At 68.1% G+C, this 24,480-nt stretch carries 28 protein-coding genes; 10 read left to right on the top strand and 18 right to left on the bottom strand.

Annotation, left to right across the window (positions count from 1 at the left end; all coding sequences use genetic code 11):
• The first annotated feature begins 247 nt into the window (after positions 1–247).
• The 6 genes from B3Z70_RS02365 to B3Z70_RS02340 all read left to right on the top strand — a co-directional run bounded on the left by B3Z70_RS02365 (position 248) and on the right by B3Z70_RS02340 (position 5,358).
• A complete protein-coding gene (locus tag B3Z70_RS02365) occupies positions 248–673 on the top strand; it encodes a DUF2141 domain-containing protein (RefSeq protein ID WP_292023556.1) in 426 nt (141 codons plus the stop codon).
• A 35-nt stretch (positions 674–708) separates the two neighbouring features.
• The gene (locus B3Z70_RS02360) at positions 709–2,181 is read left to right on the top strand and encodes a carotenoid oxygenase family protein (RefSeq protein ID WP_292044543.1); all 1,473 of its coding nucleotides are present in this window, start codon (positions 709–711) and stop codon (positions 2,179–2,181) included.
• Between the two features lie 66 nt (positions 2,182–2,247).
• Positions 2,248–3,390, top strand: coding sequence for an acyltransferase family protein (locus B3Z70_RS02355; RefSeq protein ID WP_292020838.1), 1,143 nt, complete (start codon positions 2,248–2,250; stop codon positions 3,388–3,390).
• A 35-nt stretch (positions 3,391–3,425) separates the two neighbouring features.
• Positions 3,426–3,956, top strand: coding sequence for a CHAP domain-containing protein (locus B3Z70_RS02350; protein ID WP_292020841.1), 531 nt, complete (start codon positions 3,426–3,428; stop codon positions 3,954–3,956).
• A 46-nt stretch (positions 3,957–4,002) separates the two neighbouring features.
• The gene (locus B3Z70_RS02345; protein ID WP_292020843.1) at positions 4,003–4,800 is read left to right on the top strand and encodes a tryptophan 2,3-dioxygenase; all 798 of its coding nucleotides are present in this window, start codon (positions 4,003–4,005) and stop codon (positions 4,798–4,800) included.
• Between the two features lie 72 nt (positions 4,801–4,872).
• Positions 4,873–5,358 (top strand): PA2169 family four-helix-bundle protein, encoded by a 486-nt coding sequence (locus B3Z70_RS02340; RefSeq protein ID WP_292020844.1) that lies wholly within the window; start codon positions 4,873–4,875, stop codon positions 5,356–5,358.
• Between the two features lie 73 nt (positions 5,359–5,431).
• On the opposite strand, the gene rplS is transcribed toward B3Z70_RS02340, so the two are convergent.
• The 4 genes from rplS to B3Z70_RS02320 form a co-directional block, all read right to left on the bottom strand.
• Positions 5,432–5,857 carry a 50S ribosomal protein L19 gene (rplS, locus tag B3Z70_RS02335; protein ID WP_292020847.1) on the bottom strand — a complete coding sequence of 142 codons (426 nt, stop codon included), beginning with the start codon at positions 5,855–5,857 and terminating at the stop codon, positions 5,432–5,434.
• Between the two features lie 69 nt (positions 5,858–5,926).
• Entirely contained in the window at positions 5,927–6,631 is a 705-nt protein-coding gene (gene trmD / locus B3Z70_RS02330) for a tRNA (guanosine(37)-N1)-methyltransferase TrmD (RefSeq protein ID WP_292020849.1), read from the bottom strand.
• Positions 6,632–6,669: 38 nt separating this feature from the next.
• Positions 6,670–7,080, bottom strand: coding sequence for a GNAT family N-acetyltransferase (locus tag B3Z70_RS02325; protein ID WP_292020851.1), 411 nt, complete (start codon positions 7,078–7,080; stop codon positions 6,670–6,672).
• Positions 7,077–8,912, bottom strand: a complete 1,836-nt coding sequence (locus B3Z70_RS02320; protein WP_292020852.1) for a DUF885 domain-containing protein — start codon at positions 8,910–8,912, stop codon at positions 7,077–7,079. The genes B3Z70_RS02325 and B3Z70_RS02320 overlap by 4 nt, the downstream gene beginning before the upstream one ends.
• A gap of 205 nt (positions 8,913–9,117) precedes the next feature.
• On the opposite strand from B3Z70_RS02320, the gene B3Z70_RS02315 reads away from it, so the two are divergent.
• Together B3Z70_RS02315 and B3Z70_RS02310 are read left to right on the top strand one after the other, a co-directional pair.
• Positions 9,118–9,255 carry an entericidin A/B family lipoprotein gene (locus B3Z70_RS02315; RefSeq protein ID WP_292020855.1) on the top strand — a complete coding sequence of 46 codons (138 nt, stop codon included), beginning with the start codon at positions 9,118–9,120 and terminating at the stop codon, positions 9,253–9,255.
• A gap of 108 nt (positions 9,256–9,363) precedes the next feature.
• Positions 9,364–9,756, top strand: coding sequence for a YidB family protein (locus tag B3Z70_RS02310; RefSeq protein WP_409410547.1), 393 nt, complete (start codon positions 9,364–9,366; stop codon positions 9,754–9,756).
• Positions 9,757–9,760: 4 nt separating this feature from the next.
• Here B3Z70_RS02310 and B3Z70_RS02305 read toward each other — a convergent pair whose 3' ends face one another.
• From B3Z70_RS02305 to B3Z70_RS02275, 7 genes are all read right to left on the bottom strand, one after another.
• Entirely contained in the window at positions 9,761–11,521 is a 1,761-nt protein-coding gene (locus tag B3Z70_RS02305) for an AmpG family muropeptide MFS transporter (RefSeq protein WP_292020858.1), read from the bottom strand.
• 34 nt (positions 11,522–11,555) lie between these two features.
• A complete protein-coding gene (locus B3Z70_RS02300) occupies positions 11,556–13,082 on the bottom strand; it encodes a response regulator (protein WP_292020861.1) in 1,527 nt (508 codons plus the stop codon).
• A gap of 61 nt (positions 13,083–13,143) precedes the next feature.
• A complete protein-coding gene (locus tag B3Z70_RS02295; protein ID WP_292020887.1) occupies positions 13,144–14,763 on the bottom strand; it encodes a YifB family Mg chelatase-like AAA ATPase in 1,620 nt (539 codons plus the stop codon).
• 61 nt (positions 14,764–14,824) lie between these two features.
• Positions 14,825–15,778 (bottom strand): glutathione synthase, encoded by a 954-nt coding sequence (gshB, locus tag B3Z70_RS02290; protein WP_292020863.1) that lies wholly within the window; start codon positions 15,776–15,778, stop codon positions 14,825–14,827.
• Positions 15,779–15,984: 206 nt separating this feature from the next.
• Positions 15,985–16,179: a Trm112 family protein gene (locus B3Z70_RS02285; RefSeq protein WP_292020866.1), complete on the bottom strand. Its 195-nt coding sequence runs from the start codon at positions 16,177–16,179 to the stop codon at positions 15,985–15,987.
• A gap of 63 nt (positions 16,180–16,242) precedes the next feature.
• Complete coding sequence (locus tag B3Z70_RS02280) at positions 16,243–16,899, bottom strand: LON peptidase substrate-binding domain-containing protein (protein ID WP_292020869.1); 657 nt, start codon at positions 16,897–16,899, stop codon at positions 16,243–16,245.
• A 16-nt stretch (positions 16,900–16,915) separates the two neighbouring features.
• On the bottom strand, positions 16,916–17,821 hold the full coding sequence (locus B3Z70_RS02275) for a thioredoxin family protein (protein ID WP_292020871.1): 906 nt from the start codon (positions 17,819–17,821) through the stop codon (positions 16,916–16,918).
• A gap of 296 nt (positions 17,822–18,117) precedes the next feature.
• On the opposite strand from B3Z70_RS02275, the gene B3Z70_RS02270 reads away from it, so the two are divergent.
• Entirely contained in the window at positions 18,118–18,861 is a 744-nt protein-coding gene (locus B3Z70_RS02270; RefSeq protein ID WP_292020873.1) for a DUF4440 domain-containing protein, read from the top strand.
• On the opposite strand, the gene B3Z70_RS02265 is transcribed toward B3Z70_RS02270, so the two are convergent.
• Positions 18,858–19,391 carry a prolyl-tRNA synthetase associated domain-containing protein gene (locus B3Z70_RS02265; RefSeq protein ID WP_292020874.1) on the bottom strand — a complete coding sequence of 178 codons (534 nt, stop codon included), beginning with the start codon at positions 19,389–19,391 and terminating at the stop codon, positions 18,858–18,860. The genes B3Z70_RS02270 and B3Z70_RS02265 overlap by 4 nt on opposite strands.
• Before the next feature lie 37 nt (positions 19,392–19,428).
• Here B3Z70_RS02265 and B3Z70_RS02260 point away from each other — a divergent pair, with 37 nt between their 5' ends.
• The gene (locus B3Z70_RS02260; protein ID WP_292020876.1) at positions 19,429–20,196 is read left to right on the top strand and encodes a DUF6065 family protein; all 768 of its coding nucleotides are present in this window, start codon (positions 19,429–19,431) and stop codon (positions 20,194–20,196) included.
• A gap of 58 nt (positions 20,197–20,254) precedes the next feature.
• On the opposite strand, the gene B3Z70_RS02255 is transcribed toward B3Z70_RS02260, so the two are convergent.
• The 6 genes from B3Z70_RS02255 to B3Z70_RS02230 all read right to left on the bottom strand — a co-directional run bounded on the left by B3Z70_RS02255 (position 20,255) and on the right by B3Z70_RS02230 (position 24,402).
• Positions 20,255–20,824 (bottom strand): CC0125/CC1285 family lipoprotein, encoded by a 570-nt coding sequence (locus tag B3Z70_RS02255; RefSeq protein WP_292020879.1) that lies wholly within the window; start codon positions 20,822–20,824, stop codon positions 20,255–20,257.
• Between the two features lie 99 nt (positions 20,825–20,923).
• On the bottom strand, positions 20,924–21,556 hold the full coding sequence (locus B3Z70_RS02250; RefSeq protein WP_292020881.1) for a LysE family translocator: 633 nt from the start codon (positions 21,554–21,556) through the stop codon (positions 20,924–20,926).
• 63 nt (positions 21,557–21,619) lie between these two features.
• Positions 21,620–22,213: a hypothetical protein gene (locus tag B3Z70_RS02245; protein ID WP_292044541.1), complete on the bottom strand. Its 594-nt coding sequence runs from the start codon at positions 22,211–22,213 to the stop codon at positions 21,620–21,622.
• Positions 22,214–22,293: 80 nt separating this feature from the next.
• Positions 22,294–22,743, bottom strand: coding sequence for a translation initiation factor IF-2 (locus B3Z70_RS02240; protein WP_292044540.1), 450 nt, complete (start codon positions 22,741–22,743; stop codon positions 22,294–22,296).
• Positions 22,744–22,825: 82 nt separating this feature from the next.
• Complete coding sequence (locus tag B3Z70_RS02235; protein ID WP_292020227.1) at positions 22,826–23,599, bottom strand: metallophosphoesterase family protein; 774 nt, start codon at positions 23,597–23,599, stop codon at positions 22,826–22,828.
• A 14-nt stretch (positions 23,600–23,613) separates the two neighbouring features.
• Positions 23,614–24,402, bottom strand: a complete 789-nt coding sequence (locus tag B3Z70_RS02230) for a hypothetical protein (RefSeq protein WP_292020225.1) — start codon at positions 24,400–24,402, stop codon at positions 23,614–23,616.
• Between the last annotated feature and the right edge of the window lie 78 nt (positions 24,403–24,480).

The raw sequence follows: 24,480 nt of genomic DNA, 5'->3' as shown, positions 1-24,480 counted from the left end.
TCGGGGTCGCGGCGCCGAGAGAGACAGGCCCGGAACCCAGGTTCCGGGCCTTTTTCGTGGATGGCGCGAGAGCCTTCGCGGCCTGTCCAAACTCGCGTTCGTTCGCGCTTCGTCAGTGGACGGGGCCGGTTGTTGGCGAAGACGGGGCGTTCATCGCCGCAAGTGAAGTGGCGGCGGGGCGAAGGCGTCGGCAGGGTCCGGTCATCGAGAGCCGGTCGTCGGTTCTCCCCCGATCAGGACGCCCGACATGAGAACCCTCGCCGTCATCACCCCGACCCTGGCCCTGCTGGTCGCCGCCGTCGCCTCGCCGGCCCTGGCCGCCGATCTGACGATCCAGTTTCCCGCCGCCGCCCATCAGGGAAAGATCATGGTCGCCCTGTATGACGGCGCGGCCGGCTATGGCGGTCAGGGCGCGCCGGCCAAGGCGGCCATGGTGGATGCGGCCGCCGGCCAGACCAGCGTCACCTTCGACAGTCTGCCCGACGGCGACTACGCCGTGCGCGCCTTTCACGACCTGAACGGCGACGGCAAGATGAACACCAATCCCTTTGGCATGCCGACCGAGCCCTTCGCCTTCTCGAACAATGCGGTTGGGAACATGGGGCCGGCCGGCTGGGACCGCGCCGGCTTCGCCCTGAGCGGCGACGCCGTCCAGTCCATCGACCTGAAATAGGCGCCGCAGACGTCGCCGAAGCCGGAAATCCGACCATGACCCCCTCTCGCCGCTCCTTCCTGATGGGCGCCGCCGCCCTGTCCGCCGCCGTGGCCACGCCCGAGAGGGTGCGGGCCGCCGCCGCCCTCGACGCCGCCGCCGGCGCCGACTGGGCCGTGGCCACCGCCGATGTCGCCGCAGACCTGCCGCGCCAGACGATGCGCCTGATCCACGGCCGCGCGCCGTCGGGGCTGTCGGGCGCCCTCTATCGCAATGGGCCGGCCAGGTTCCGGCGGCCGGGCGGCTCGGCCACCCACTGGTTCGACGGCGAAGGCATGATGCGGGCCTTCCGCATCCAGGACGGCCAGGCGACGCTGGAGGCCCGGTTCGCCGATACGCCCAAGCGTCGCACCGAGACCGAACTGGACGCCGTGGTCACGCCCGGCTTCGGAACAAAGGGCGACGCGCGCGCCCGCATCGGCTCCAACGACGACGCCAATGCGGCCAACACCGCCGTCATGGTCGCCGGGGACCGCATCTGGGCCTTGTGGGAGGCCGGCTCGCCCCTGGCCATGGACGCCTCGGACCTGTCGACGCAAGGCTTCGTCACCTTGCGCGACGATCTGAAGGGCATGCCGTTCCAGGCCCATCCGCGCTATGGCCGGGACGGTTCGATCTGGAACGTGGGGCTGGCGGGCGACCGGGCCGTCATCTGGCGACTGAACCCCGACCGCAGCCTGAACGACGCCCAGGTCATCGGCCTGCCGCGCGCCAGCTATATGCACGACTTCACCGCCACCGATCGCCACATCATCCTGGTGCTTCAGCCGTGGGTGTTCGAAACCCACGCCATGCCGGTGATTTCGGGGCTGGCGTGGCGGCCCGAGATGGGGACGCAGGTGATGGTGCTGGACAAGGACGACCTGTCCCAGCGCCGCCTCTACGACCTGCCCGGCTTCTTCCATTTCCATCTGGGCGACGCCTGGGCCGAGCGGGACGGGACGATCCGTTTCGACGTGGCGGCCAGCGGCGATCCGCGTTTCGCCGTGGACGGGGCGCGGGTGCTGGTCGAAGGACGCGGCGTCGTGCCGGGCGATCCGGCCAGGCTGGCGCTGATCACCCTGCGCCCCGATGGTCGGGCCGAGATGAACTACAGCGCCGTCGTCGGCGAGTTCCCCAGGGCCGATCCCCGCCGCGCGGGTCTGAGGCGCAGTCTGACCGCCCATACGTCCGGTGAGACGCGGGGCCGGCCCCTGCCGACCGGCCTGGCCGTCCACGACTGGGACAGCGGACGCTCGCACGCCTTCGAGTTCGGCGTTCACCAGGTGGTGGAGGAGGCGGTCTTCGTGCCCAAGCCGGGGGCGAGCGACGAGCGCGACGCCTGGCTGGTCGGGCCGTCGGTCAATCTGAAGGATGGCCGCACAGAGCTGCACGTGTTCGACGTGGGCCGGATCGAGGATGGGCCGGTGGCGACCTGGCAGGCGGACGCGGTCCTGCCGGCCGGCTTCCATGGCGTCTGGGCCGGGTGAAGGCGGCGCGGCACAACCTTTGCGCGCCTTCACGGTTCGAAAAGGCTGATGTGCCAAGGTGAAGCCATGACCCCCGTCCAGACGCCCGCCGATCTTCGACCGATCACCGCCCTGCGGTTCGGCGCCGCCATCTGGGTGGCCATCTACACCTTCTGGGAGAATCTGGCCGGGGCGGGCCCGTCCAACCTGGTCGCCAAGGGCTATCTGGGGGTTGAGCTGTTCTTCGTCCTGTCCGGCTTCATCCTGTCCCACGTCTATCTGCAGGCGGCGGGCGAGAAGCGCTTCTCTTATCGCGGCTTCCTGTGGGCGCGGGTGGCGCGGGTCTATCCGCTGCACCTGTTCACCCTGATCGGGGTGGGGCTGCTGGCGACCGTGGCCATGGCTGCGGGCATGGGCGTGGATCCGAATGTGCGGAACTGGGCGGCCCTGCCGGCCAATCTGCTGATGGTCCATGCCTGGGGCCTGGCGCCGGTGGCGGGGTGGAACCATCCGTCCTGGTCGATCTCGGCGGAGTGGTTCGCCTATCTGTGCTTCCCGCTGTTCGCCTTCGTCTTCTGGCGGATGCGGGCGCGGCCGGTCGCTGCTGCGCTCGGCGCCGCCGCCTTCATGGTCATCCTGTATTTCGGGTTCCAGCAGGTCGCGGGCTTTTCCCTGACCGAGGCGACCATCCAATGGGGCGCGCTGCGGATCGTGCCCTGCTTCGCCCTGGGGTGCGCCCTCTATCTGATCTATCGTCGCGCGCCGCTGAAGGCGCCGTGGCTGTGTTCGGCCGTGTCCTTCGGTCTCATGGTTCTCAGCGCCGCGCTTGGCCTGTGGGATGGCGTGACGGTGCTGCTGTCCGGCGCCCTGATCCTGTCTTTGGCCTCCCTGCCGAACGAACGGGCCGGGTGGTTGGCGTCCAGGCCGGCCGTCTATCTGGGTGAGATCAGCTATTCGGTCTATATGGTCTGCGTGCCGTGGAAGCTGCTGTCCGTCGGACTGGCGGCCAAGCTGTTCGACGCGCCGGACAAGCAGTTTCAAATTTTCGTGTGGTTGGCCATCGTAGCCCTGCTGCCGGTCGCGGCGGCGTCGTCCTATCACCTGGTCGAGCGCCCGGCGCGAAAGGCTTTGCGCGGATTGGCGGAAAAGAAAGCCCACAGCGCAATCCACAACCGGCCGCACGGCGATATGCCGAAACAACTTGCTACCGGCCGTGATCCCGTGGCCTAAAGGGCGCCTCATAGACGGGTCGGGATACCCTAAGCATGACGAAACGGCTCAAAGCCGCCGCGGTTGCGGCGACCCTCGGTTTTTTCGCGCTGGGGGCCGTCCCGTCCACCGCCAAGGCCGATGAGCCGTATTGGCAGTGCGTGACCTTCGCCCGGATGTTCTCGGGCATCAACATCTTCGGCGACGCCTGGACCTGGTGGCGCCAGGCCACTGCCAACTTCCGCACCGGCAAGGCGCCTGAGACCGGTTCGGTCCTGGTCTTCCGCCCCGAGGGCCGCATGAGCCGGGGCCACGTCGCCGTCGTCTCCGACATCCTGACCGACCGCGTGGTCCGCGTGACCCACGCCAACTGGGGCGGCAGCCGCGGCAAGGTCGAGGAGAACGTCACCGTCGTCGACGTCTCGCCCGCCAACGACTGGTCTCAGGTCAAGGTCTGGTACAATCCGATCAACGACCTGGGCACCACGGTCTATCCGACCTACGGCTTCATCTACAAAGGCGCCCGCGACGCCTTCGACGCCGGCCGCCAGATGGCCGCCAACGTCTCGGCCCAGGGCCAGCACTGAATAACCCCTGGCTTGCGCCGCCCGCCGCAGCGGGCGATAGGCGGTCATGACCCAATCCAGCGACATCACCTACGCCGGCTATCTGGCGTTGGACGACCTGCTTTCGACCCAGCATCCGCTGTCGGACCAGCACGACGAGATGCTGTTCGTCGTCATCCACCAGACCAAGGAGCTGTGGCTCAAGCAGATCCTGCACGAGGTGGCCCTGGCCCAGTCGATGGTGCGGGCCGGCGATCTGGTGCCGGCCTACAAGAGCCTGGCGCGGGTGTCGCGCATCCAGGCGGTGATGACCCAGAGCTGGGACATTCTATCGACCATGACCCCGGCCGACTATCTGCGATTTCGTGGGTCGCTGGGCTCCTCCTCTGGCTTCCAGAGCGACCAGTTCCGCCGGCTGGAGGCCATGCTGGGGCTGAAGGACGCCAGCTTCCTGAAGTTTCACGCCGACCGGCCCGAGGCCCTGGCCGCGCTGGAAGCGGCCATCGCCTCCCCCAGCCTGTACGACGACGCCCTGGCCCAGATGGCCAAGGCCGGCCTGCCCGTGCCGGCCGAGGTTCTGAACCGCGACGTGACCCGGCCCTATGAGCCGTCCGAAGCCGTCGAGGCGGCCTGGCTTGAGGTCTATCGCGACACCGAAACCTACTGGGCCCTGTATCAGCTGGCTGAAAAGCTGGTCGACCTGGACGACGCCCTGCTGACCTGGCGGCACAAGCACGTCGTCACGGTCGAACGGATCATAGGACGGCGTCGCGGCACGGGCGGCACCGAGGGTGCGGCCTATCTGGCCTCGACCCTGACCAAGCGGTGTTTCCCTGAGTTATGGTCTCTTCGCACCAAACTTTGATGTCGCAGGGCGAAACCTTCCCCTCGCCCGGCCATTTCGCCGTTCGACCGCAACAGCGGAAGGAAGACCGAGATGACCAATCCCAACGCCCATGACATCAAGGTCCTGAACGGCCTGATCGAAACCACCCTGGACAGCGCCGACGGCTATCGCGAGGCCGCCGACCAGACCCAGGACCCCCATTACCGCACCCTGTTCGAACGCCGGGCCGGGGAGCGCCGGCAAGTGGTCGAAGACCTGTCCGCCGCCGTGCGCGGCCTGGGCGGCGATCCCGAACCGCACGGCTCCATCCTGGCCAAGGCCCATCGCGCCTTTCTGGACGTGAAACACGCCCTGCTGCGCAACGACGATTCCGTCGTCGGCTCGATCAACTCGGGCGAAGGCTTCATCGCCGGAAAGTATGAAAAGGCGCTGGAGGATACAGGCATTTCCGCCACCACGCGCGAAACGGTTCGCCGGGCCTATGCCGCCGTCAAGGTCGAGCACGACCAGATGGAGGCGCTGAAACACAGTCTTCAGGGCCAGCGGGGCGCCGACAATCCCCTGTTCCCGCAGTAAGATCGACACAGGCCAGAATTGAAAAAGGCCCCGGCGGACGCCGGGGCCTTCGTCGTTTCGGTCGGACGCAGGTTTATGCGTCTTCGCCGGCCTTGTCGGCCGAACCCGTTTCCGGGACCACGGCGCCCTTGGCCGGGCGGACCGTCTGGCGCTCGGCGATACGCGCCGACTTGCCGCGACGATCGCGCAGATAATAGAGCTTGGCGCGACGCACGACGCCGCGGCGCTTCACTTCGATCGACTCGATGTTCGGCGACAGGATGGGGAAGCGACGCTCGACGCCTTCGCCGAACGAAATCTTGCGGACAGTGAAGGTTTCGCTGATGCCGCCGCCGTCACGGGCGATGCAGACGCCTTCGAAGGCCTGAACGCGCTCGCGCTCGCCTTCCTTGATCTTCACATTGACGCGCAGGGTGTCGCCGGGCTGGAATTCCGGGATTTTGCGCTCGCCCAGAACGCGGGCTTTTTCTTCGGCGTCCAGCTGTTGAACGATGTTCATGTCATTTCTCCTCGGGCTTTGCGCCCTTTAGCTGTCATTTGGCGGGGCGAGCCCCGCAGGTCCGCAAGGTCAAGCCTTGCGGGGGTTGGCGAGATGCGCCTGCCAGAGGTCCGGCCGCCGCTCCCGCGTCGTCGTCTCCCGCTGCGCCTCGCGCCATCCCGCGATCTTCTTGTGATCGCCCGACAGCAGCACCTCGGGTATCTCCAGCCCCTCGAACGTCCGCGGTCGCGTGTACTGCGGATGCTCCAGAAGCCCATCCTCGAAGCTTTCGGACGACAGGCTGTCGCCTGAGCCGAGCACGCCGGGGATCAATCTTACGCACGCCTCGATCGCGACCATCGCCGCCGCCTCGCCGCCGGCGAGAACCGCGTCTCCGACCGAGACCTCCTCGAACCCGCGTGCGTCCAGCACCCGCTGATCCACCCCCTCGAAACGACCGCACAGCACGACGATCCCGTCGGCCTTGGCCCATTCCTTGACGCGCGCCTGGGTCAGGGGCCTGCCCCTGGCGCTCATGTACAAAAGCGGCCGTTTCGGTCCCGGCAGGCTATCGACCGCCCGAGCCACAACGTCCGCCTTAAGCACAGCACCTGGCCCGCCACCCGCAGGGGTGTCGTCCAGGAAGCCGCGCGTATCTGTGGAAAAGGCGCGGATGTCAACCGTTTCCAGGCTCCACAAGCCCTTCTCGCGCCAGGCCGTGCCGATCAGCGACACGCCGAGCGGGCCAGGAAAGGCCTCGGGAAACATGGTCAGGACGGTCGCTGTGAAGGTCATGGCGGCGGCTCATACAATAAACCCGCAGGAAATGCGCGTCAGCGGATCACCTGCGCTATGCCGATGGATTTCGGCATGGTCGGCTCGAAGCCGTATTGCGCATACAGCCGGTTCGCCTCTCCGTCCGCGATCAGGCTGACGTAGGCGCCCTGCGCGTGACTGCGCAGCCGGTCCATCAGCGCCGTCATGATCGCTTTCCCCAGACCGCGCCCCTGGTGTGCCGGCTCGATGGCCATGTCGACGATCTGGAAGAATAGGCCGCCGTCGCCGATGATCCGACCCATGCCGACGACCTGACCGTCCCGGCGCGCCACTACGGCGAACCAAGTGTTGGGCAGACCCGCGACCGCGTTCGCTTCGGCCTTTGCGCTCAGCCCTGCGTTGATCCTGAGCCGCAGGTAGTCTTCTATCGACGGAGTCGCCGCCGTCAGCTGATAGTCCTCGATCATGCCGACGGCGCCCCGCCGCCCGCCGCGATCCAGCCGTCGACCTGATCCTCCAGCACGTCCAGCGGCACCGAGCCCGAACCCAGCACGACCGCGTGGAAGTCCTTGATGTCGAACCGGTCGCCCAGCGCCGTCCTGGCCCGGTCGCGCAGTTCCTCGATCTTCAGCTCGCCGATCTTGTAGCTGGTCGCCTGGCCCGGATTGGTGATGTAGCGCTCGACCTCCTTTTCGATGTCCCGCTCGGACAGCAGGGAGTTCTGGCGGAAATAGTCCATCGCCTGTTCGCGGCTCCAGCGCTTGGCGTGCAGTCCGGTGTCGGTCACCAGCCGCACCGCGCGCCACAGTTCGGTCGAGAGGCGACCGAAGTCGGAATAGGGGTCCTGATAGAAGCCCATCTCCTTGCCCAACTGTTCGGCGTACAGCCCCCACCCCTCGGCGTAGGCGCCGTAGCCGCCGAACCGGCGAAAGCGCGGCAGGCCCTCGATCTCCTGCGCATAGGCGATCTGGAAATGGTGGCCCGGCGCGCCTTCGTGATAGCTGATGCCCTCGATCTGGGGCTTCAGCACCTGGGTCATGTCCGACAGGTTGACGTAGTAGATGCCCGGCCGCGACCCGTCCGGCGCGGGCGAATTATAGAAGGCGATAGACGCGGTGGCCTCTCGGAAAGGCTCCACCGCCCGCACCTCCAGCGCCGCCTTCGGCAGGGTCGAGAACCACTGCGGGGCGGCCGCCATCACCTGGGCGATGAAGCCGCGCGCGTCTGTCAGATACTGTTCCTTGCCTTCTGGCGTGTTCGGATACTGGAAGCGCGGATCGGTCTTCAGGAAGACGAAGAAGTCCTGCAGCGAGCCGGTGAAGCCGACCTGGGCCTTGATCGTCTCCATCTCGGCCTGGATGCGGGCGACCTCGGCCAGGCCGATCCGGTGGATCTGGTCGGCGGTCAGGTCGGTGGTGGTCGAGAGCTTGAGCCGGGCGTTGTAATAGGCCTCGCCTTGCGGCAGGCGCCACACGCCCGCGTCGCTGTCGGCCTTGGGCTGCACCTCGGCCAGGGCCGCCAGGACGGTCTCGAACCCGGCCTTGTAGGGGCCGGTCAAGGCGGCGCGACCTTCCGACAGCAGCCGATCCCTGGTCGCCTGACCCGTCTCCAGCGCTGTGATTTTCTTGTTGAAGTCGGCCCAGACCGGATTGTCGGCCCCGTCGTCGAACGGGGCGCCGGAGATGACGTTGCGGGTGTTGGCGATGGACGGTACGAAGACGAACCGGGGCGAGACGACGCCCGCCGCCGCCCGCTGGCGCAGTTCCTCGGCGACCTGGTCCATCTGGGTCTCGGCGGCCCGGATGCGCGCGACATAGGCCTCGGCGTCCGCGACGCTGGCGACCCGGTGGTTGTTGATCAGGAAGACCGGCAGGCTGGTGGTCGGATTGCCGTTGGCGGCGAACTGAAAGCCCCAGTCGCGCCACTGGTTCGACAGTCGCGCCTGGTCGACGCCGTATTCGAACATTCGCCAGGACAGGCGCGCCTGCGGGCCCAGCTTCTGCGGGTCGAACTGGGCCTTCATCTGCGCCAGTTGGGCCTCCTGCAGCGCCAACGCCCGGTCGGCGGCGGCGTCGGACGCATCGTCCAGCTTGTCGTAGTCGGTCTTGATCCCCAGCGCGGTCATCTGCTGCGGGCTCAGCGCGATCCGCGCCTGGAAGGCCTGTTCGAAGAAGGCGTTCAGCCGCGCATCCTCGCTGAGGGCTTGGGCGGCGGGCGGCGTCGCCGGCGCTTGCGCCATCACGGGCGTTGCGGCCAGCACCGCCATCATGGCGGCGGACGAGATCAGAAGACGACGCATGGACAACCCCTCGAAAAACAGGGGCGCACCTTCGGGCCACAGTCCGGCCGATACAAGCATCAGGCGCCTCAGGCATGGCGGCATTCCGCCGCGCGGGCGCGCCCTGAAATCCTGGCGGCGCCTATCTCGTTTGGAGGAATGCAACCCGAAGCCCGGATCGGCGTTTGCACGGAGCTTGACCATACCAACAAAGGGGTTCCCCATCATGCGCAAGATCATCACCCTGTCCATCGTCGCCGCCGCCCTGGCCGTTTCGGCCTGCAACACCATCGCCGGCGCCGGCCGCGACGTCTCGGCCGCCGGTTCGGCCGTCACCTCGGGCGCCAACGACGCCAAGCGCTAAGCTTCGGCGAAGGCTGGATAGGGAAAGGCCCGTCGGACCCCCGGCGGGCCTTTCTCGTATCCGTCGCATGACGATGGTACGGTCCGCCATCAGACAGGAGACCGAACGATGGGCTTTCTCGACAATGTGGTGAACGGGTTGGGCCAGGACGCCGCGGGCGGTCTTGGCGACCTGCTGAAAAGCCAGGGCGGCGTCGGCGGCCTTGCCGAGAAGTTCGGTCAGGCGGGTCTGGGCGACGTCGTCGGCTCGTGGGTCGGCTCGGGCGCGAACGCCGGCGTGACCGCCGAACAGATCGCCGCCGTCATCGGCCACGGCCCCCTGGCCGACATCGCCGCCAAGATGGGCGTCTCGCCCCAGCAGGCCGGCGAGACCCTGGCGGGCCTGTTGCCCGAGGCCATCGACCGGCTGACCCCCGGCGGTCAGATCGACGGCGCCGACGACCTTCTGGCCAAACTGCCGGGCGGCATCGGCGACATGATCGGCGGCTTCCTGAAGCGCTGAGGCTTCAGGACGGCTGGCCCTCGGTCGCCGCGACCGCCGGGTCGGCTTCGGTCTTGCGCCGCGCCTCCAGCGCCGTCTGCTTGCCGGCCACGACGAAGGCCAGGACGATTCCGAACAGGCCGATGACGAAGGAATAGAGGAAGAAGGCGATATAGCCGGCGCCGAGCGCGGCCGGGGTGACGCCGCTTGTCGCGGCGCCCGTGGCCAGGACCCCTTCGGGCATATTGGCGAACAGGCTTCTGAGCGCGGCGAAGGGCCCGTCGCCTTCGGCCGCGCGCGCCGACGCCTCCACGATCCGACCCGACTGAGAGGCGATCAGCTTGCCCGGCAGGGCGTACAGCGAGGTGAACAGCGCATATTGCGTCGCGGTGAAGCCGATCGACGTCAGGCTGGACATATAGGCGATCAGGGCCGTTCCCGCGTAGCCGCCCGAGACGTTGTCGACGCCGATGGCGACCGTCAGGGCCGGCAGACTGTGTCCCTGGGTGGCCAGCCAGGCGAAGACGAGGTTGGACACCGGGCTCATGAAGGCGCCGATGACCATGGTGCGGATCAGCCCCAGTTTGGCGACCGACCAACCGCCCAGAAAAACGCCCAGAGTGGTCATGACCACGCCGAAGACCTTGCGCACCTCGGCCAGTTCGGTCTTGGAGAAGCCCAGGTCGATATAGAAGGGCGGCATGATGTTCAGGACGAAGTCGGACAGGCGATAGACGCAGATCAGCGCCAGGATCAGCGTCGCGACGCCGGAGAACCGCCTGTAGAAATCCACGAGCGGCTCGCCGAAGGATCCGGCCAGATAGGCGCCTGGCCTGGTCCTGAGGCCGGGTATCGGCCAGCAGGCGACGACCAGGACCGCCAGCCCCAACACCACCAGGCCGAACTGCAGATAAACGCCCTCGGGCTTGGCGGACAGCGCCGCCGCAACCGCCGCCTTGCCCTCCGCGCCCAGGCCAAACAGGCTGAACAGGGCGTTCAGCGGGGCCGACTGGCCGGTCAGGCCCGACCCCAGCACCATCGCCGCCACGCCGATGACCGCCAGGCGCACGATCCATTCGATCACCTCGAATCCCGGGCGGGACGGCACGTCGCCGACCGGAATGGCGCGGATGGAATGGGCCTTTTCACGCGGGGCGAACAGGACGCCGGCGATGCCGAAGCCCATCAGGGCGGCCATCACGGCGTAGGACAGGTTCCAGTTATAGAGATCGGCCAGGACCAGCGGCACGGCGCCCGCCACGATCATGGCCACGCGGTAGCCCATCTGATAGGCGGCGGCCATGGCGCCGTGCCGGCTGTCGTCGGCGGCTTCGATCCGCCAGGCGTCGATGACGATGTCCTGCGTCGCCCCGAAGAAGCCCACCAGGGCGGCGAACCCGGCCACCGCGATCAGGGCGTTGGCGGGGTTCAGGGTCGAGATCGACCACAGGCCGAACACGATCACCGCCTGCGTCACCAGCATCCAGGCCCGTCGGTGGCCCAGCAGCCGCGTCAGTCCGGGCACGGACGTCCGGTCGATCAGCGGCGCCCAGACGAACTTCAGCGAATAGGACAGGGTGGCCAGGGCGAAGAAGCCGATCACCTCCAGCGTCTGGCCGCTTTCGCGCAGCCAGGCCGAAAGCGTGTCGAAGATCAGCAGGTTGGGCAGACCCGCCGAAAAGCCCAGCAACAGCATGATGAAGACGCGACGTTCGCCATAGACGGCCAGGCCGCCGAAACGCCCGGCGGGCTTGCCGTTCACGGCGCGGGTGGGCTGGTCGGTCATGGGCGGCTCCGGCAGCGGCCGGAACGCGGACGCCTTAAACTCGGGCGACCTTGGCGCGGATGTCGCGTTTCGTCCAGCGGGCCAGGGCGGCGCGCAGGGCCTCGGCGTCCAGCGGCTTGACGATATGGTCGTCCATACCGGCCTCCAGACACAGGCGGCGGTCCTCGGCGAAGGCGTTGGCGGTCAGGGCCAGGATGGGCGTCCGGTCCCCTGTCGCGCGGATGGCGCGGGCGGCGGCGGGGCCGTCCATGCCGGGCATCCGCATGTCCATGAACACCAGGTCGTAGCGGGCGCGTTCGATGGCGGCCACGGCCTCCTCGCCCGTCGCGGCGGTCTCGACCACGCAGCCTTCGCGGCGCAGCAGGGTGCGGGCCAGGAGGGCGCCGACCGGGTTGTCCTCGGCCAGCAGCACGCGGACCCCTGCAAAGCGAGCCGGGCTGACGCGGTCGTCCTCGGCTGGCTTCGATGCGCCGGCGTCATGAGGCGCATCGCCGGCGGCCGCCAGCACCCGCTCGACGACTGAAGTCCGGCGCAGCGGCTTGATCAGATAGGCGTGGGCCCCGGCCGCCCTATAGGCGGCGATCAGGTCGCGTTCGCCGGGTTTCAGCATCACGATGACGCGGCCGCCTTGCGGCAGAGGCATGGTCTCGCCGGGTTTCGCCGGAACATGGTCGAACAGGATCACCGGCGCATCGTCGCGGACCGCGCCGCCGGACGCCTCGATCTGGGCGCGCGCCGCGGAAAGCACGAAGGGATCGGGCGAGCGGACGGCGACCGCGCGGCCCTGCAGAGGCTGTTCGCGCGCGGTGTTCACGGCGTCGAAGGCGGCTTCGAAGCGGAAACGGGCCCCGCCGGTCGCGGCGTCCGGGCGATCCTCGACGGCGACCGTTCCACCCATGGCCAGGGCCAGTTTGCGCACGACCGCCAGCCCCAGGCCGGCGCCGTCGTGGCGCACGGCGTCGGAGGCGTCGGCGTGACCGAACTCCTCGAAGATGCGCCCGCGCGCGGTCGGCGGCACGCCGGGGCCGGTGTCGTCCACCAGAAAGGCCAGGCGCGGCTGGGCATCGTCGCCGCCGACCCGTTCGACCGTGATACGAACGCCGCCCGCCTCGGTGAACTTCACCGCATTGCCCGCTAGGTTGAACAGCACCTGGCGCAGCCGCCCCTCGTCGGCGCGGATGTCGGGCGCGTCGGCGGCGACGGACCAGACGATCTCCAAACCCTTGTCGTGGGCGCGCGGGCTGAGCAGTTCGGCGACACCCCGAACCAGCCCCGCCAGATCGACGGGGGCCGGATCGAACTCCAGCGCCCCGGCTTCCAGCCTGGCGTAGTCCAGAAGGTCGTTGACCAGGCCCAGCAGATGTTCGGCCGACTGGCGGGCGTTCTCGGCATAGGCGCGTTGGGCGCCGTCCAGGGTCGTGCGTTCCAACAGGCCGATCATGCCCAGCACGCCGTTCAGCGGCGTGCGCATCTCATGGCTCATCAACCGCAGGAACTGCTGCGCCGGCGCGTTCGGCGCCGTCGCCTCGTCGGTCTTGTCGGTCGTCCCGCGTCGCGCCATCGCCGTCTCCATGGCCGACTAGGTTAAGCGCCCGGGGTTAAAGATCCGTCCCGCCTCTGGGTCAATCGTGGGTGAAGGCCGCCTGTTGAACGTCGCGCTCGCGCAGGCCGAACGGCGCGTCGCCGCGATGGGCGACGCGGCGGTCGAAGTCGGCCTCGGCGCCGACCGTGGCGCGGCGATAGATCAGGGCCTCCGCGATATGGCGACGCAGCACCCCGGTCGCGCCGTCCAGATCGGCGATGGTGCGCGCCAGACGCAGGGTTCGGGTCCAGCCGCGCGCCGTCAGCCCCCCGGCCTCGCCTGCCCGCATCAGCAACATCCGACCGGCTTCGTCCGGCGTGGCGAAGCGATCCAGCACCTCGCCGGAGGCGCGGGCGTTCAGGCCCTGGGCCGGGTCCAGACCCGCTTCCCGCACCCGGTCCTCCTGCATGGCGCGGGCGGCGGCGACGCGGGCCTTGGCCTCCGTCGTGCCCTCGGCTGGCGGCGGTAGGGCCATGTCGGCGGCGGTGACGGGCGGCGTCTCCACCGTCAGGTCGATCCGGTCGAACATGGGTCCCGAGATGCGGTTCTGATAATCGCGCTGGCAGCGCGGGGCCTTGCCGCAGGCGCCGCGCCCGGCTCCGCCCAGGCCGCAGCGGCAGGGGTTCATGGCCGCCACCAGCTGGAAGCGCGCCGGATAGCGGATGTGGGCGTTGGCGCGCGCCACCACGATCTCGCCCGTCTCCAGCGGCTGACGCAGCGAATCCAGCGCCTGGGCCGAATATTCGGGCAGTTCGTCCAGGAACAGCACGCCGTTGTGCGCCAGGGACGCCTCGCCTGGCTTGGCGCGCAGGCCGCCGCCGGTCAGGGCGGCCATGGAGGCGGAGTGGTGCGGGCTGCGGAACGGCCGATCGCGGGTCAGGGCGCCGCGTTCGATCAGCCCGGCGACCGACCAGACCATGGAGGTCTCCAGCAACTCCTGCGAGGTCAGCGGCGGCAACAGGCCCGGCAGGCGCTGCGCCATCATCGACTTGCCCGATCCGGGCGGCCCGACGAACAACAGATTGTGGCCGCCCGCCGCCGCGATCTCCAGCGCGCGCTTGGCGCTTTCCTGACCCTTGACCTCGCGCAGGTCGGGCGTGGCCCGGCCGGCCGCCAGAGCGCCGGGTTCGGGCGCGCGCAGCACCTGGGTTCCCTTGAAGTGGTTCACCACGCCGATCAGCGAGCGCGGCGCCAGGATGCGCGCTCCGCCGGCCCAGGCCGCTTCCGGCCCCGTCGCCTCGGGACAGATCAGGCCCAGGCCCATGGCGTCGGCGGCCACGGCGGCGGGCAGGGCGCCGCCGACGCGCGCGATCTGGCCGTCCAGCCCCAGTTCGCCGATCGCCGCCCAGCCGTCCAGCGCGTCGGGCGCGATCACCCCCATGGCCGCCATCAGGGCCAGGGCGATGGGCAGGTCGAAATGGCTGCCCTCCTTGGGCAGGTCGGCGGGCGCCAGATTGGCGATGATCCGCTTGGCCGGCAGGGCCAGACCGATGCCGGCGAAGGCGCCGCGCACCCGCTCCTTGCTCTCGGCCACCGCCTTGTCGGGCAGGCCCACGATGTTGAAGATGGTCGGCCCGTCATTGCCGATCAGCTGGACCTCGACGTCCACGCGCCGGGCCTCCACCCCATCGAAGGCGACCGTGACGACGCGCGCGACCATGTTCATTCTCCCGCTCCAGCGGCAGAACGAACCATGAACCGAAATCTAATTCAAGTGGCGGTCACGCAACCTGTGCGGCGCGCTTCTTTTCGATCACGTCCCACATCAGGGCCGTGGCGTCGATGCCGGTGAAGGTCTTCAACTGCTGGGCGCCGGTGGGCGAGGTGACGTTGATCTCGGTCAGATAGTCGCCGATCACATCGATGCCGACGAAGATCAGGCCGCGTTCCTTCAGCGTCGGGCCGATGGCGGCGCAGATTTCCAGGTCGCGCGGGGTCAGCTCGACCGGCATGGCCGTGCCGCCGACGTGCAGGTTGGAGCGCACCGCGCCCGCCGCCGGAACGCGGTTGATGGCGCCGACCGGCTCTCCGTCGATCAGGATGATGCGCTTGTCGCCCTTGGTCACGGCGGGAATGAATTTCTGGATCACCAGGGGGTCGCGGCTGCCCGCCGCGTGAATCTCGATCAGCGCGTCCAGGTTCGGGTCGTCGGCGCGCAGCTTGACCACGCCCGAGCCGCCATTGCCGTGCAACGGCTTCAGCACCACCTCGCCATGCTTCTTGTGGAAGGCGGTCAGGGCGACGGGATCGGCCGAGATCAGGGTCGGCGGCTGCAGGCCGGGGAAGGCGGTGACCATCAGCTTCTCGGGCGCCGAACGCACCTCGGCCGGATCGTTGACCACCAGGGTCCTGGGGTGGACCGTCTCCAAAAGATAGGTGGCCGTGACATAGGCCATGTCGAACGGCGGGTCCTGACGCATCAGGATGACGTCGATGTCCTCGGCCAGGTCCAGCGTCTCCCAGTCGCCGAAACTGACGTGGTTGCCGGCCTCGCGCCGCACGGTGATCGGGCGGGCGCGGCAGTAGAGACGCCCCTCCTCCAGCGCCAGGGTGCGGAAGTCGTAGACCCACTGTCTGTGGCCCCGCGCCTGGGCCGTCTCGGCCATCAGGAAGGTGGTGTCGGCGGCGATGTCGACGGCCTCGATCGGGTCCATCTGGATGGCGATTTTCAGCATCGACGAGGCTTTCTCTACGTTGGCGGGCGCTAGGGAATTGGAGTGGCGAAGCTCTGCTTCAACCCCATCCGCTCATCCCCGCGAAAGCGGGGACCCAGTTCTTTCGCTCGGCGGTGCGTTGGATCGGCCAAGCGCATCCATCGGAAACGCCTTATCGCCCAAAGCGCTGGGTCCCCGCTTTCGCGGGGATGAGCGGAATATGGAAATCAGTCCAGTTGGCGGGCTTCCTCGGCCAGCATGATCGGCACGCCCTCGCGGATCGGATAGGCCAGTTTGGCGCCCGCCGAGACCAGCTCGTTGGCGTCGCGGTCGTAGGTCAGCCTGCCGCGCGTGACCGGGCAGACCAGCACTTCGAGCAGGCGCGGATCGACCGAAACAGGGGTGTTGAAGGCGTCACTCATTTTTCTGGGCCTAACGCGCTTAGCGCTGTTTGAGGCCGTTGTAGGGGGCCTTGTCGCATCGCGCTACTGCATGGACGGCGCGGCGTCGTCACCGCCATCGGCGGCGTCGATGCGCAGGAGCGCGGTCAGGGCCTCGGCGCGTGGCATCAGGCCCATGGCCTCCAACAATGCCTGTTTCTCGGCCGGTTCGAACGGCAGGGCCATCGACAGACTGTTGACCAGGGCCTCCATCGGCGCGGTCTCGGCCGTCTCCCAGTCGATGTCGAGCAGGCGGTGGGCCATATAGGCGCGCAGGGCGTCCAGGAAGGCGTGGCGGTCGAAATCGGGCTCGTCCGCCGGCGACGTCAGGTCGCCCTCATAGGCGTCGAACGCCGCGCGCACCTGGCGATAGGGGGCCTTGGACGGCAGTTCGGCGGCGATGCGGAACCGCGACACCCCCGTCACGGTGATCAGATACCGACCGTCGGACGTTTCCGCAAAGCTGGTGATCCGCCCCGCGCAGCCGACCGACGACAGGGTGGGATGGGCCGCCGTGCCCCCGTTGGGCTGGATCAGGCCGATCATCCGATCCCCCGCCATGGCGTCGTCCACCATGTTCAGATAGCGCGGCTCGAAAATGTTCAGCGGCAGCTGGCCGCGCGGCAGCAGGATGGTCCCGCCCAGCGGAAAGACCGGGATCACCTGCGGCAGATCGAGCGCCCTGACATAGCCCTGCGGCATGAAGCCCTCGATGCGCTTACGAAAACAGGATGGACGACAGTCGGCGTCGCCCGTCCTTGGCCACGTCGGAAGTCAGGCCCGCCGCCTCGAAGATGACCAGCAACTGTTTGCGCGCCGCCTGGTCGTTCCACTCGCGGTCGGCCTTGACGATGTGCAGCAGGTTGTCGACGGCGCCCTTGAAATCGCCGGCCGCGCTCTGGGCCTCGGCCAGGTCGAAGCGGGCCTGGTGGTCGTTCGGATCGGCGGCGACCCTGGTCTCCAGTTCGGCGGCGGCGCCGGACGGGGCCTTGGCCGCCAGGGCCAGCTGGGCGCGCACGCTCTGGACCGTCGGCTCCTTTGAGTCCTGCGGCGCCATGGCGATGGTCTGGGCCGCCTGTTCGGGGTCGCCGCCGGCCAGATAGACCCGCGCCATGCCGGCGATGGCCTTTTCGTTCTCGGGCTCGATGGACAGGACATGGGCGAAGGCCTGGGCCGCGCCGCCGAAGTCGTTCAGGCCCAGCGATTCCTCGCCCAGTTCCAGCAGTTGCGCCGTCTCGGTCGATCCGCCCTGACCGCCGGTCAGCTTGTCGATGAAGGCCTTGATCTGGCTGTCGGGGATGGCGCCCTGGAAGCCATCGACCGGCTGGCCGTCGACGAAGGCGTAGACCGTCGGGATCGACTGCACCCTAAGTTGGCCCGCATAGGCCGGGTTGGCGTCCACATCGATCTTGACCATCTTCACCGCCCCCTTGGCGGCGCGCACGGCCTTCTCCAGCGCGGGGCCCAGCGTCCGGCACGGCCCGCACCAAGTGGCCCAGAAGTCGACGATGACCGGCTGATGCTTGGACGCCTCGATCACGTCGGTCATGAAGGAGGCGTCCGCGCCTTCCTTGATCAGGTCGCCGGCGGCGTCGGGGGTCAGGGTCGGGTCGAGCAGGGTCATGGCGAGGTCCGCGCAGAGATCGGTCAGTGTCAACGGTTCAGATGGCGTCGGGATGCGTCGGCATCAAGCCGCGAAAAGGTCGCGCCGGGATTTCAGACGGTGGTCGTGAAAAACACCGTCTAATTCGTCTGAAATCACCCTTCGCTGCCCCCACTTCTCCCCCTCGTTTGCGAGATTGGGCTTCGGTCGTGAGGTTCAAGCGTTCAAGGCCGTCGCGAGAATAATGGGCGGCGCTGCATCCATTCGGGTCGCTCAACGCCTCCTGTCCTTCGAGCCTGAGTTTCGAGTGAGAAGACATGATCATCATCGCGGCGATCCTTGCTGCATCCCTGGCAGGCGGGGCGACGGGTTCCGATCCTGCCCCGACGCCCGCCGTCGAGGTGGAACGGGCGGACGAGGCCTTTTGGGCCGCCTATAATGTCTGCGACCGTGGTAGGATGGCTGACGCCTTTACCGAGGACGCGGAATTCTATCACGACATCACGGGCCTGACGCGCGGGCGCGACGCCATCGTCGCCTCGCTGATGAGCGGGCCATGCGGGACGCCGGGCCAGCATCTGCGCCGCCAGGTCGTCGAGGGCACGGTTCAGGCCTTCCCGCTGGCGGACCAAAACATCTTCCTCGTCGGCGACCATCAGTTCTACGTCCGGCAGGACGGCAAGGCCGAACATGTCAGCGCCCGCGCCCGCTTCGCCGATGTCTGGCGTCGTGAGGACGGGCGATGGCGGATGGCCCGCGTGGTCAGCTACGACCACGGCCCGCCGCCCTATGCTCCGCCGCCCGTCGATGCGGCGTTCGACGCAGCGAGACTGCCGTCATTCGCGGGTCGGTATCGCTCGCCGGACTTCGGCGACGTGACCCTGTCAGTCGAGGGACAGGGCTTGCGGATGCAGTCCGGCAATCTGTCACTGGCCCTCTTTCCGATCAGCGATGCACGCTTCGCCGCGACCGACCGGGATTTGCAATTCGCCTTCGACGGCGACCAGGTGACGATCTTCGATGGCGGCCAGGCGGTTACGACGGCGCAAAGGCAGCGCTAGACGCCTAAGGTCAGAGCCTCAAAATCCACCACGATCGGCTCCCGCCCCAGCAGCGCCAGCACTCGCCGAAAGGCCGACTGATCCAGGGCGGTGGTCGCCGTATTGGTCAGGGGGTGGACGTTGACGATGTCGGCGTCCCACAGGCGGCGGTCCAGGACCAAGGTCACGCGGCGGTCCGTGTCGTTGATCAGACCCAGCGCCGTGACAGAACCGGGGCGGACGCCCAGCGTTTCCCACAGCAGGGTCTCGTTTCCGAACGACAGCCGTCCCGACCCCATGACGCCCGCCGCGCGCTTCAGGTCGATCACCGTGTCCTGGCGCGCCGAGATCAACCACAGCCGGCCCTTGTGATCCTTCAGGAACAGGTTCTTGGTGTGGGCGCCGGGCAGGTCGGCCTTGAGGTCCAGCCCTTCCTCGACGCGGAAGACGGCCGGGTGGTCGTGGGTCACATGGTCCACGCCGTTGTCGGCCAGCCAGGCGGTCAGTCGGTCGCGGTCGAAAGCCGGGGTGGGCGCGGGTGCGTCGGTCATGGTTGAGCCATTGGATTTCGGGCGTTAGGAAATGTTCATGGTCGATACCGTCAAGACACGCCCGCTGGAACTGGAATGCTATCCGATGACGGCCCGGCCGCCGGACCTGGTGCCCGGCCGCCAGTCGCGCAACTGGATGGACGCCTTCATCAGCCGCCACCCCTATCGCTGCCTGCCGCTGAACATGGCCAACACCACGGGGTGGGAGATCCTGTGTCCGTTCGGCTTCTCGGCCGAGTGGAACGGCGGTCCGCGCCAGGAAGACATCGTCATAACGCCGGACCGGCCCCAGCACGACCTGGACCATTTCGTCACCTCGCACTTCTCGCGCGGGGTCATGACCATGCATCCCCAGTATCTGTTCCGCACGCCGCCGGGCTGGGGAATGATGTGTTCGGGATCGCCCAACCACGTGAAGGACGGGATTCAGCCGCTGGTCGGACTGATCGAGACGGACTGGCTGCCCTTCCCCTTCACGATGAACTGGATATTCACCCGGCCCGGACGGATCACCTTCGAGAAGGGCGAGCCCTTCTGCTTCATCAATCTGATCGAACACAAGAAGGTCGAACAGTTCCAGCCGATCATCCGCACGCTGGAATCCAATCCGGTGATGAAGGGCCAGTTCGAGGCCTGGAACCGCGCCCGCACCGACTTCAACCAGCGTCTGGCCGGCGGCGATCCCGACGCGGCCAAGGAGGCGTGGCAGCGGTATTACTTCAAGGGCGAGGTGCCGGAGAACCTGGGCGCCGCGCCGGCCACCCACTCCAACAAGCGCCGGCTGAAGTCGCCGCGCGTCGGATAGACAAAAGCCCTCTCCCGGCGGGGAGAGGGCTTGAGCATACGGCCGCGAAAGCCGTGGCTTACGAAGTCGGCCGCGTGACCTGCGGACCCAGGTTCTGGATCACCTCGCGCGCGTCGAAGGCGTTGGGGTCGTTGGCGGGCTTGGCGCCCCGGCCCATGACGATCTCGGCGTTGGCCTCGAAGCGATCCACCTGGCGCACGTCGAAGTCGCTGGCGCCCCAGCCCCAACGGTCCCACGGGCTCCAGAAGCCGCCGCGATAGTAGCGCCACGACGGACCCCAATAGGGACCATAGAAGCTGTTGTAGCGCGAGTAGAAGGGATCGGGCGTGCCGACGAAGCGGGTGTCGCGGTCGGTGGCGCGGTTGACGGTGGCGAACCAGTCATAGCCGCTTTCGGCCGTCAGCTCCGCCGAGCGCAGCAGCAGGCCCATCTCGACCTGATCGCGCGAGGTGACGGAATTGCCGGAGAAGCTGACGCGGAAGCGGTTGTTCTCCAGCCGCTGTTCGGCATAGCCGCCGCGCTGGCCGTTCAGCCCGGCGGGCTGATACGGGGTGGCGGTGGCGCAGGCGGCGAGGGCCAGCCCCGCAGCCACCGTCATCGCCAGGGTCTTCAAAGGTAGGGCTTTCATGAAATCAAACTCCTTGATCGCCCATTCGGGCGCGCTGACGGCTGAACGGAGCATGAACGGCGGCGTTCCCATCCAATCTAGGCCGTAGCGTCGCCATTTCTAGAGCCTTGCGACGATCAGCACCGCCGCCGTCATCAGCAGCACGCCGACGAAGACGCCGAACCCCTTGCGAAAGCGGGGCTGCTGCATCCGCTGCGACAGGGCCGCGCCGGACAGGGCGTAGGCGCTCATCGACATCATATCAATGCCGATGGCCGCGACGGCGAACAGGGCCATCTGCGGCGCGACCGGCCGGCTGACGTCCACGAAGGGCGGCAGGACGGCGGTGAAGAACAGGATGGCCTTGGGGTTGGCGATCTGGACCGCGAAACCGTCGACCAGGGCGCTGCGTCCCCGGCGAACCACGACATGATCGGGCTGGGCGGCGGTGGCGAAGGCGCCGCGCAACGCCTTGATCCCCAGCCAGGCGACATAGAGGGCGCCGAGCACGGCGACGACCTTGAAGGCGGCGGGAAAGGCCTTGACCAGGGCGCCAAGGCCCAGCGCCGCCGCGCCGAACCAGACCAGGGTCGCCGCATTCATGCCCAGCACCCCGACCAGGGCCGAGGCGCGCCCCTTCTCCACCCCGGTCGCCACCGCGAACAGATTGGCCGGGCCAGGCGTGACGGCCATTACCGCCATGACGCCCAGGAAGGTCGAATACAGGTGCGGATCGACGGGCAGGGCGGACATGCGGCGCGATGTCGCTGGTCCGCCGCGCGCGGTCAAGCCTTGCGCATCAGGTGCGGTCGGGGATCAGGCGCCCGGACGGCGGGGCGCCTGGGGCGGTGCAGGTGGTTCAGGCGCCTGGGGCGCTTCGACGGCTTCGGACCCGACGGCGTCGGCGGCCTGGTCCAGCGCATACTGGGCGATCAGCCCATAGGTCACCATCTGTTCGGGGTCGGGATTGGCCCAGGTCCCGTTCTGCGCGATGCCGGTTCCGACAACCGAGCCGTAGCGCGCGCCATCCTCGATCGCCTGTTTGACCTCCGGGTCGTTCAGGGCGTCGGCGACCAGGGTGTCGACGTCGATGTTCTTGAGCGCCTCGGCCGCCATTTCGCCGGCGTGTTTGGCCGTCTCGGTGGTGAAGGCGGCGACGTCCGGGGCGTATTCGCTCCACAGGGCTGCGATGCGGCTGCCCCGCTGCGCCTCGCTGAGGCTGGCGTCCTCGGAAAGCGCCTCGGCGCGTTTGCCGAACTCCTCCATCCGCGCCTCGAAGGCGTCGGAGGCGGCCTCCATCCGCGCTTCGGCCGCCGTGGGCGGCGTGTCCTGAACACGGGCGGCGGCCGGCGAGGCGAGGCTGATCAGCACCAGAGGCAGGGCGGCGCCGAGGCCGAGAAGACGGATCATGGGACAGCTCCCCCAAAAATGACCCGCGCAAACTCCGCTCTCGGCGGCCCCGCCTCAAGTGAAATCGCGGTAAGGCGGCCTTACTGCGGCTGGGCCGGCGCCGGCGCGGCGGCCGCTTCCTCCGCCTTGGCGCGGACCATGGCGGGGATGGATCTGATCTGGGTGGCGGCCATGGCCATCTGATCGGCCGGGGCGCCCTGAGCGACCGCATAGGTCTGCAGTTCCTCGGCGAAGGTGTCGGCCTGGCTCTGATAGCGGGCCTGCAGGGCGTCCAGATCGGTCTTGGCCTTGGCCTTGTCGGCCTGGGCGGCGGCCGCCTGCATTTCCGTCGCCATGGCTTCCATGCTGGTTTCGAAAGCCTCGCCCTTGGCTTCGAAGGCGGCGGCTTCCGGGCTTTCGGCCGCTTCGGCAGGCGCGGGAGCGGCGGGCTGGGCGGCGGGGGCCGGGGCGGTGGCCGTCTGGGCGGCGGCCAGGGTCGGTCCGCTCAGGACCAGGGCCGCGACGGCGGCGGTGCAGGACAGAAGACGCATGCAAGAACTCCGGGGCGAGGCCGATATCGGCCGCAAGGGGCCTGTGGTCAGGCCCGAGAGCGCTTACCGTGGACCACAAGCGTCAGATTTCAAAGACCCGATAGGGCGTGTCCCCCAGGGTCCTCAGCACCGGCAGGGCGACATTATAGACCGGAACGCTCCGGTTGGTCCGTCCCTCCGGCCCGCCGCGATGGGCGTGGCCGTGGACCACCAGACTGACGTTGTCATAGCGGTCGATGGTCTCGGCCAAACGCGACGACCCCAGGAAGGCGTGAATCTCGGGCGGTTCGCCCATCACCGTCTCGACCACGGGCGCATAGTGCAAAAGCACGACCGACCGTTCGGTGCGCAGTTTGCGGATCGAGTTTTCCAGCAGATTGGCGTCCTCGACCGCCTCCTGCACGAACCGCTTGATCGAGGCCTCGCCGAACGAGGACAGCATATAGCGGCCGAAGCCGCCGACGAATCCCTTGCCGCCCGCAAACCCCACGCCGTCGATCTCATAGGCCTCGCCGTTCAGCATCTTGACCCCGGCGTCGGTCAGCATCCGCTCGACCTCCTCCGGCTGGCCGCATTCGTGTTCGTGATTGCCCAGGACGCCGACCATGGGGATGGTGCAGAGCTTCAGATCCTCCAGCAGGCGCTCCACCTCGGGCGTCTTGCCGTAGTTGGTCAGGTCGCCGCACAGGCACAAGACGTCGGCGTCGTCCGCCACCCGCTCGAACAGGTCGCGATAAAGCCGTTCGCTGGTCTCCCCGACGTGCAGGTCGCCGACGGCGGCGACGCGCATCTTCCTGGCCGGGCCGGGCTCCAGGCCGGGCTGGGGCGTCTGGGGATCGACGGTCGCGTCGGTCATGGCGGCTCTCCCTCTCAGTGGCCCAGATTGACCGGATCGTGGCGTTCCTCCAGCCCCTTGCCGACCACGTCGCCAAAGCCCCATTCGGCGACGTCGGCGACATAGTCGCGCGGGCTGAACAGCCGGCCGCGACACACCTTCACGCGCGGCGCCGGCAGGTCGATCTGGGCCGTCAGCCGCTCGACCAGCTCCTCCATCAGCCAGCGCGGGACCCGGTCGCGCTCGGTCGGATAGGCGAAGCGGAAGTTCAGCAGATGCGCCGCCAGAACCTCCCAATACAGGTCCATCTGGTCCAGCAGGCTCTTCCAGTCGATGGCGTCGGACTGTTTCAGGATGACGTGGTTCACGTCGGCGCCGTCATAGCGATAGCGGTCCTGGATGAAGACCTTGGACAGGATCAGGGCCGTGGGTGGTGTGATCTGGACCTGATGGCCATAGACGGTGATCCGGTCCTCGCTGAACCAGCTGTCGGACACGGCGATGGTGCCGTTCGACATGGCGAAGATGACGTCGAAGAAGTGTTTCTCGTCCTTCCACACCTTGGCGATCCAGCGCTCGTCCTCGACGTCGGTGCGGTAGCCGTGCTTCTGGAAGAAGGCCAGGATGCGGGGATAGTCGCCGGGCTTGCAGAAGACATCCAGGTCCTTGGTCGGCCGGCGGATGCCGGTATAGGCCGTCACCGCATAGGTGCCCGACAGCAGGAAGGGGATGCCGCTTTCCTTCAGCAGGCGCAGGCTTTCCTCGTAGAAGGCCAGGGCGTCGGCCGGCGGTTCGAACGTCGGTTCGGCGATCACGTCGGACATCGGCTGCACCCTCCCTGGCGAGGGCAGGGAAACGACGACGACCCGCCCCGGTTCCGGGAAAATACCTAAGTCAACGGC

The sequence above is a fragment of the Brevundimonas sp. UBA6550 genome (assembly GCF_002434505.1).
GTDB lineage: Bacteria > Pseudomonadota > Alphaproteobacteria > Caulobacterales > Caulobacteraceae > Brevundimonas.
This window is presented reverse-complemented; position numbering and strand designations above follow the sequence as displayed.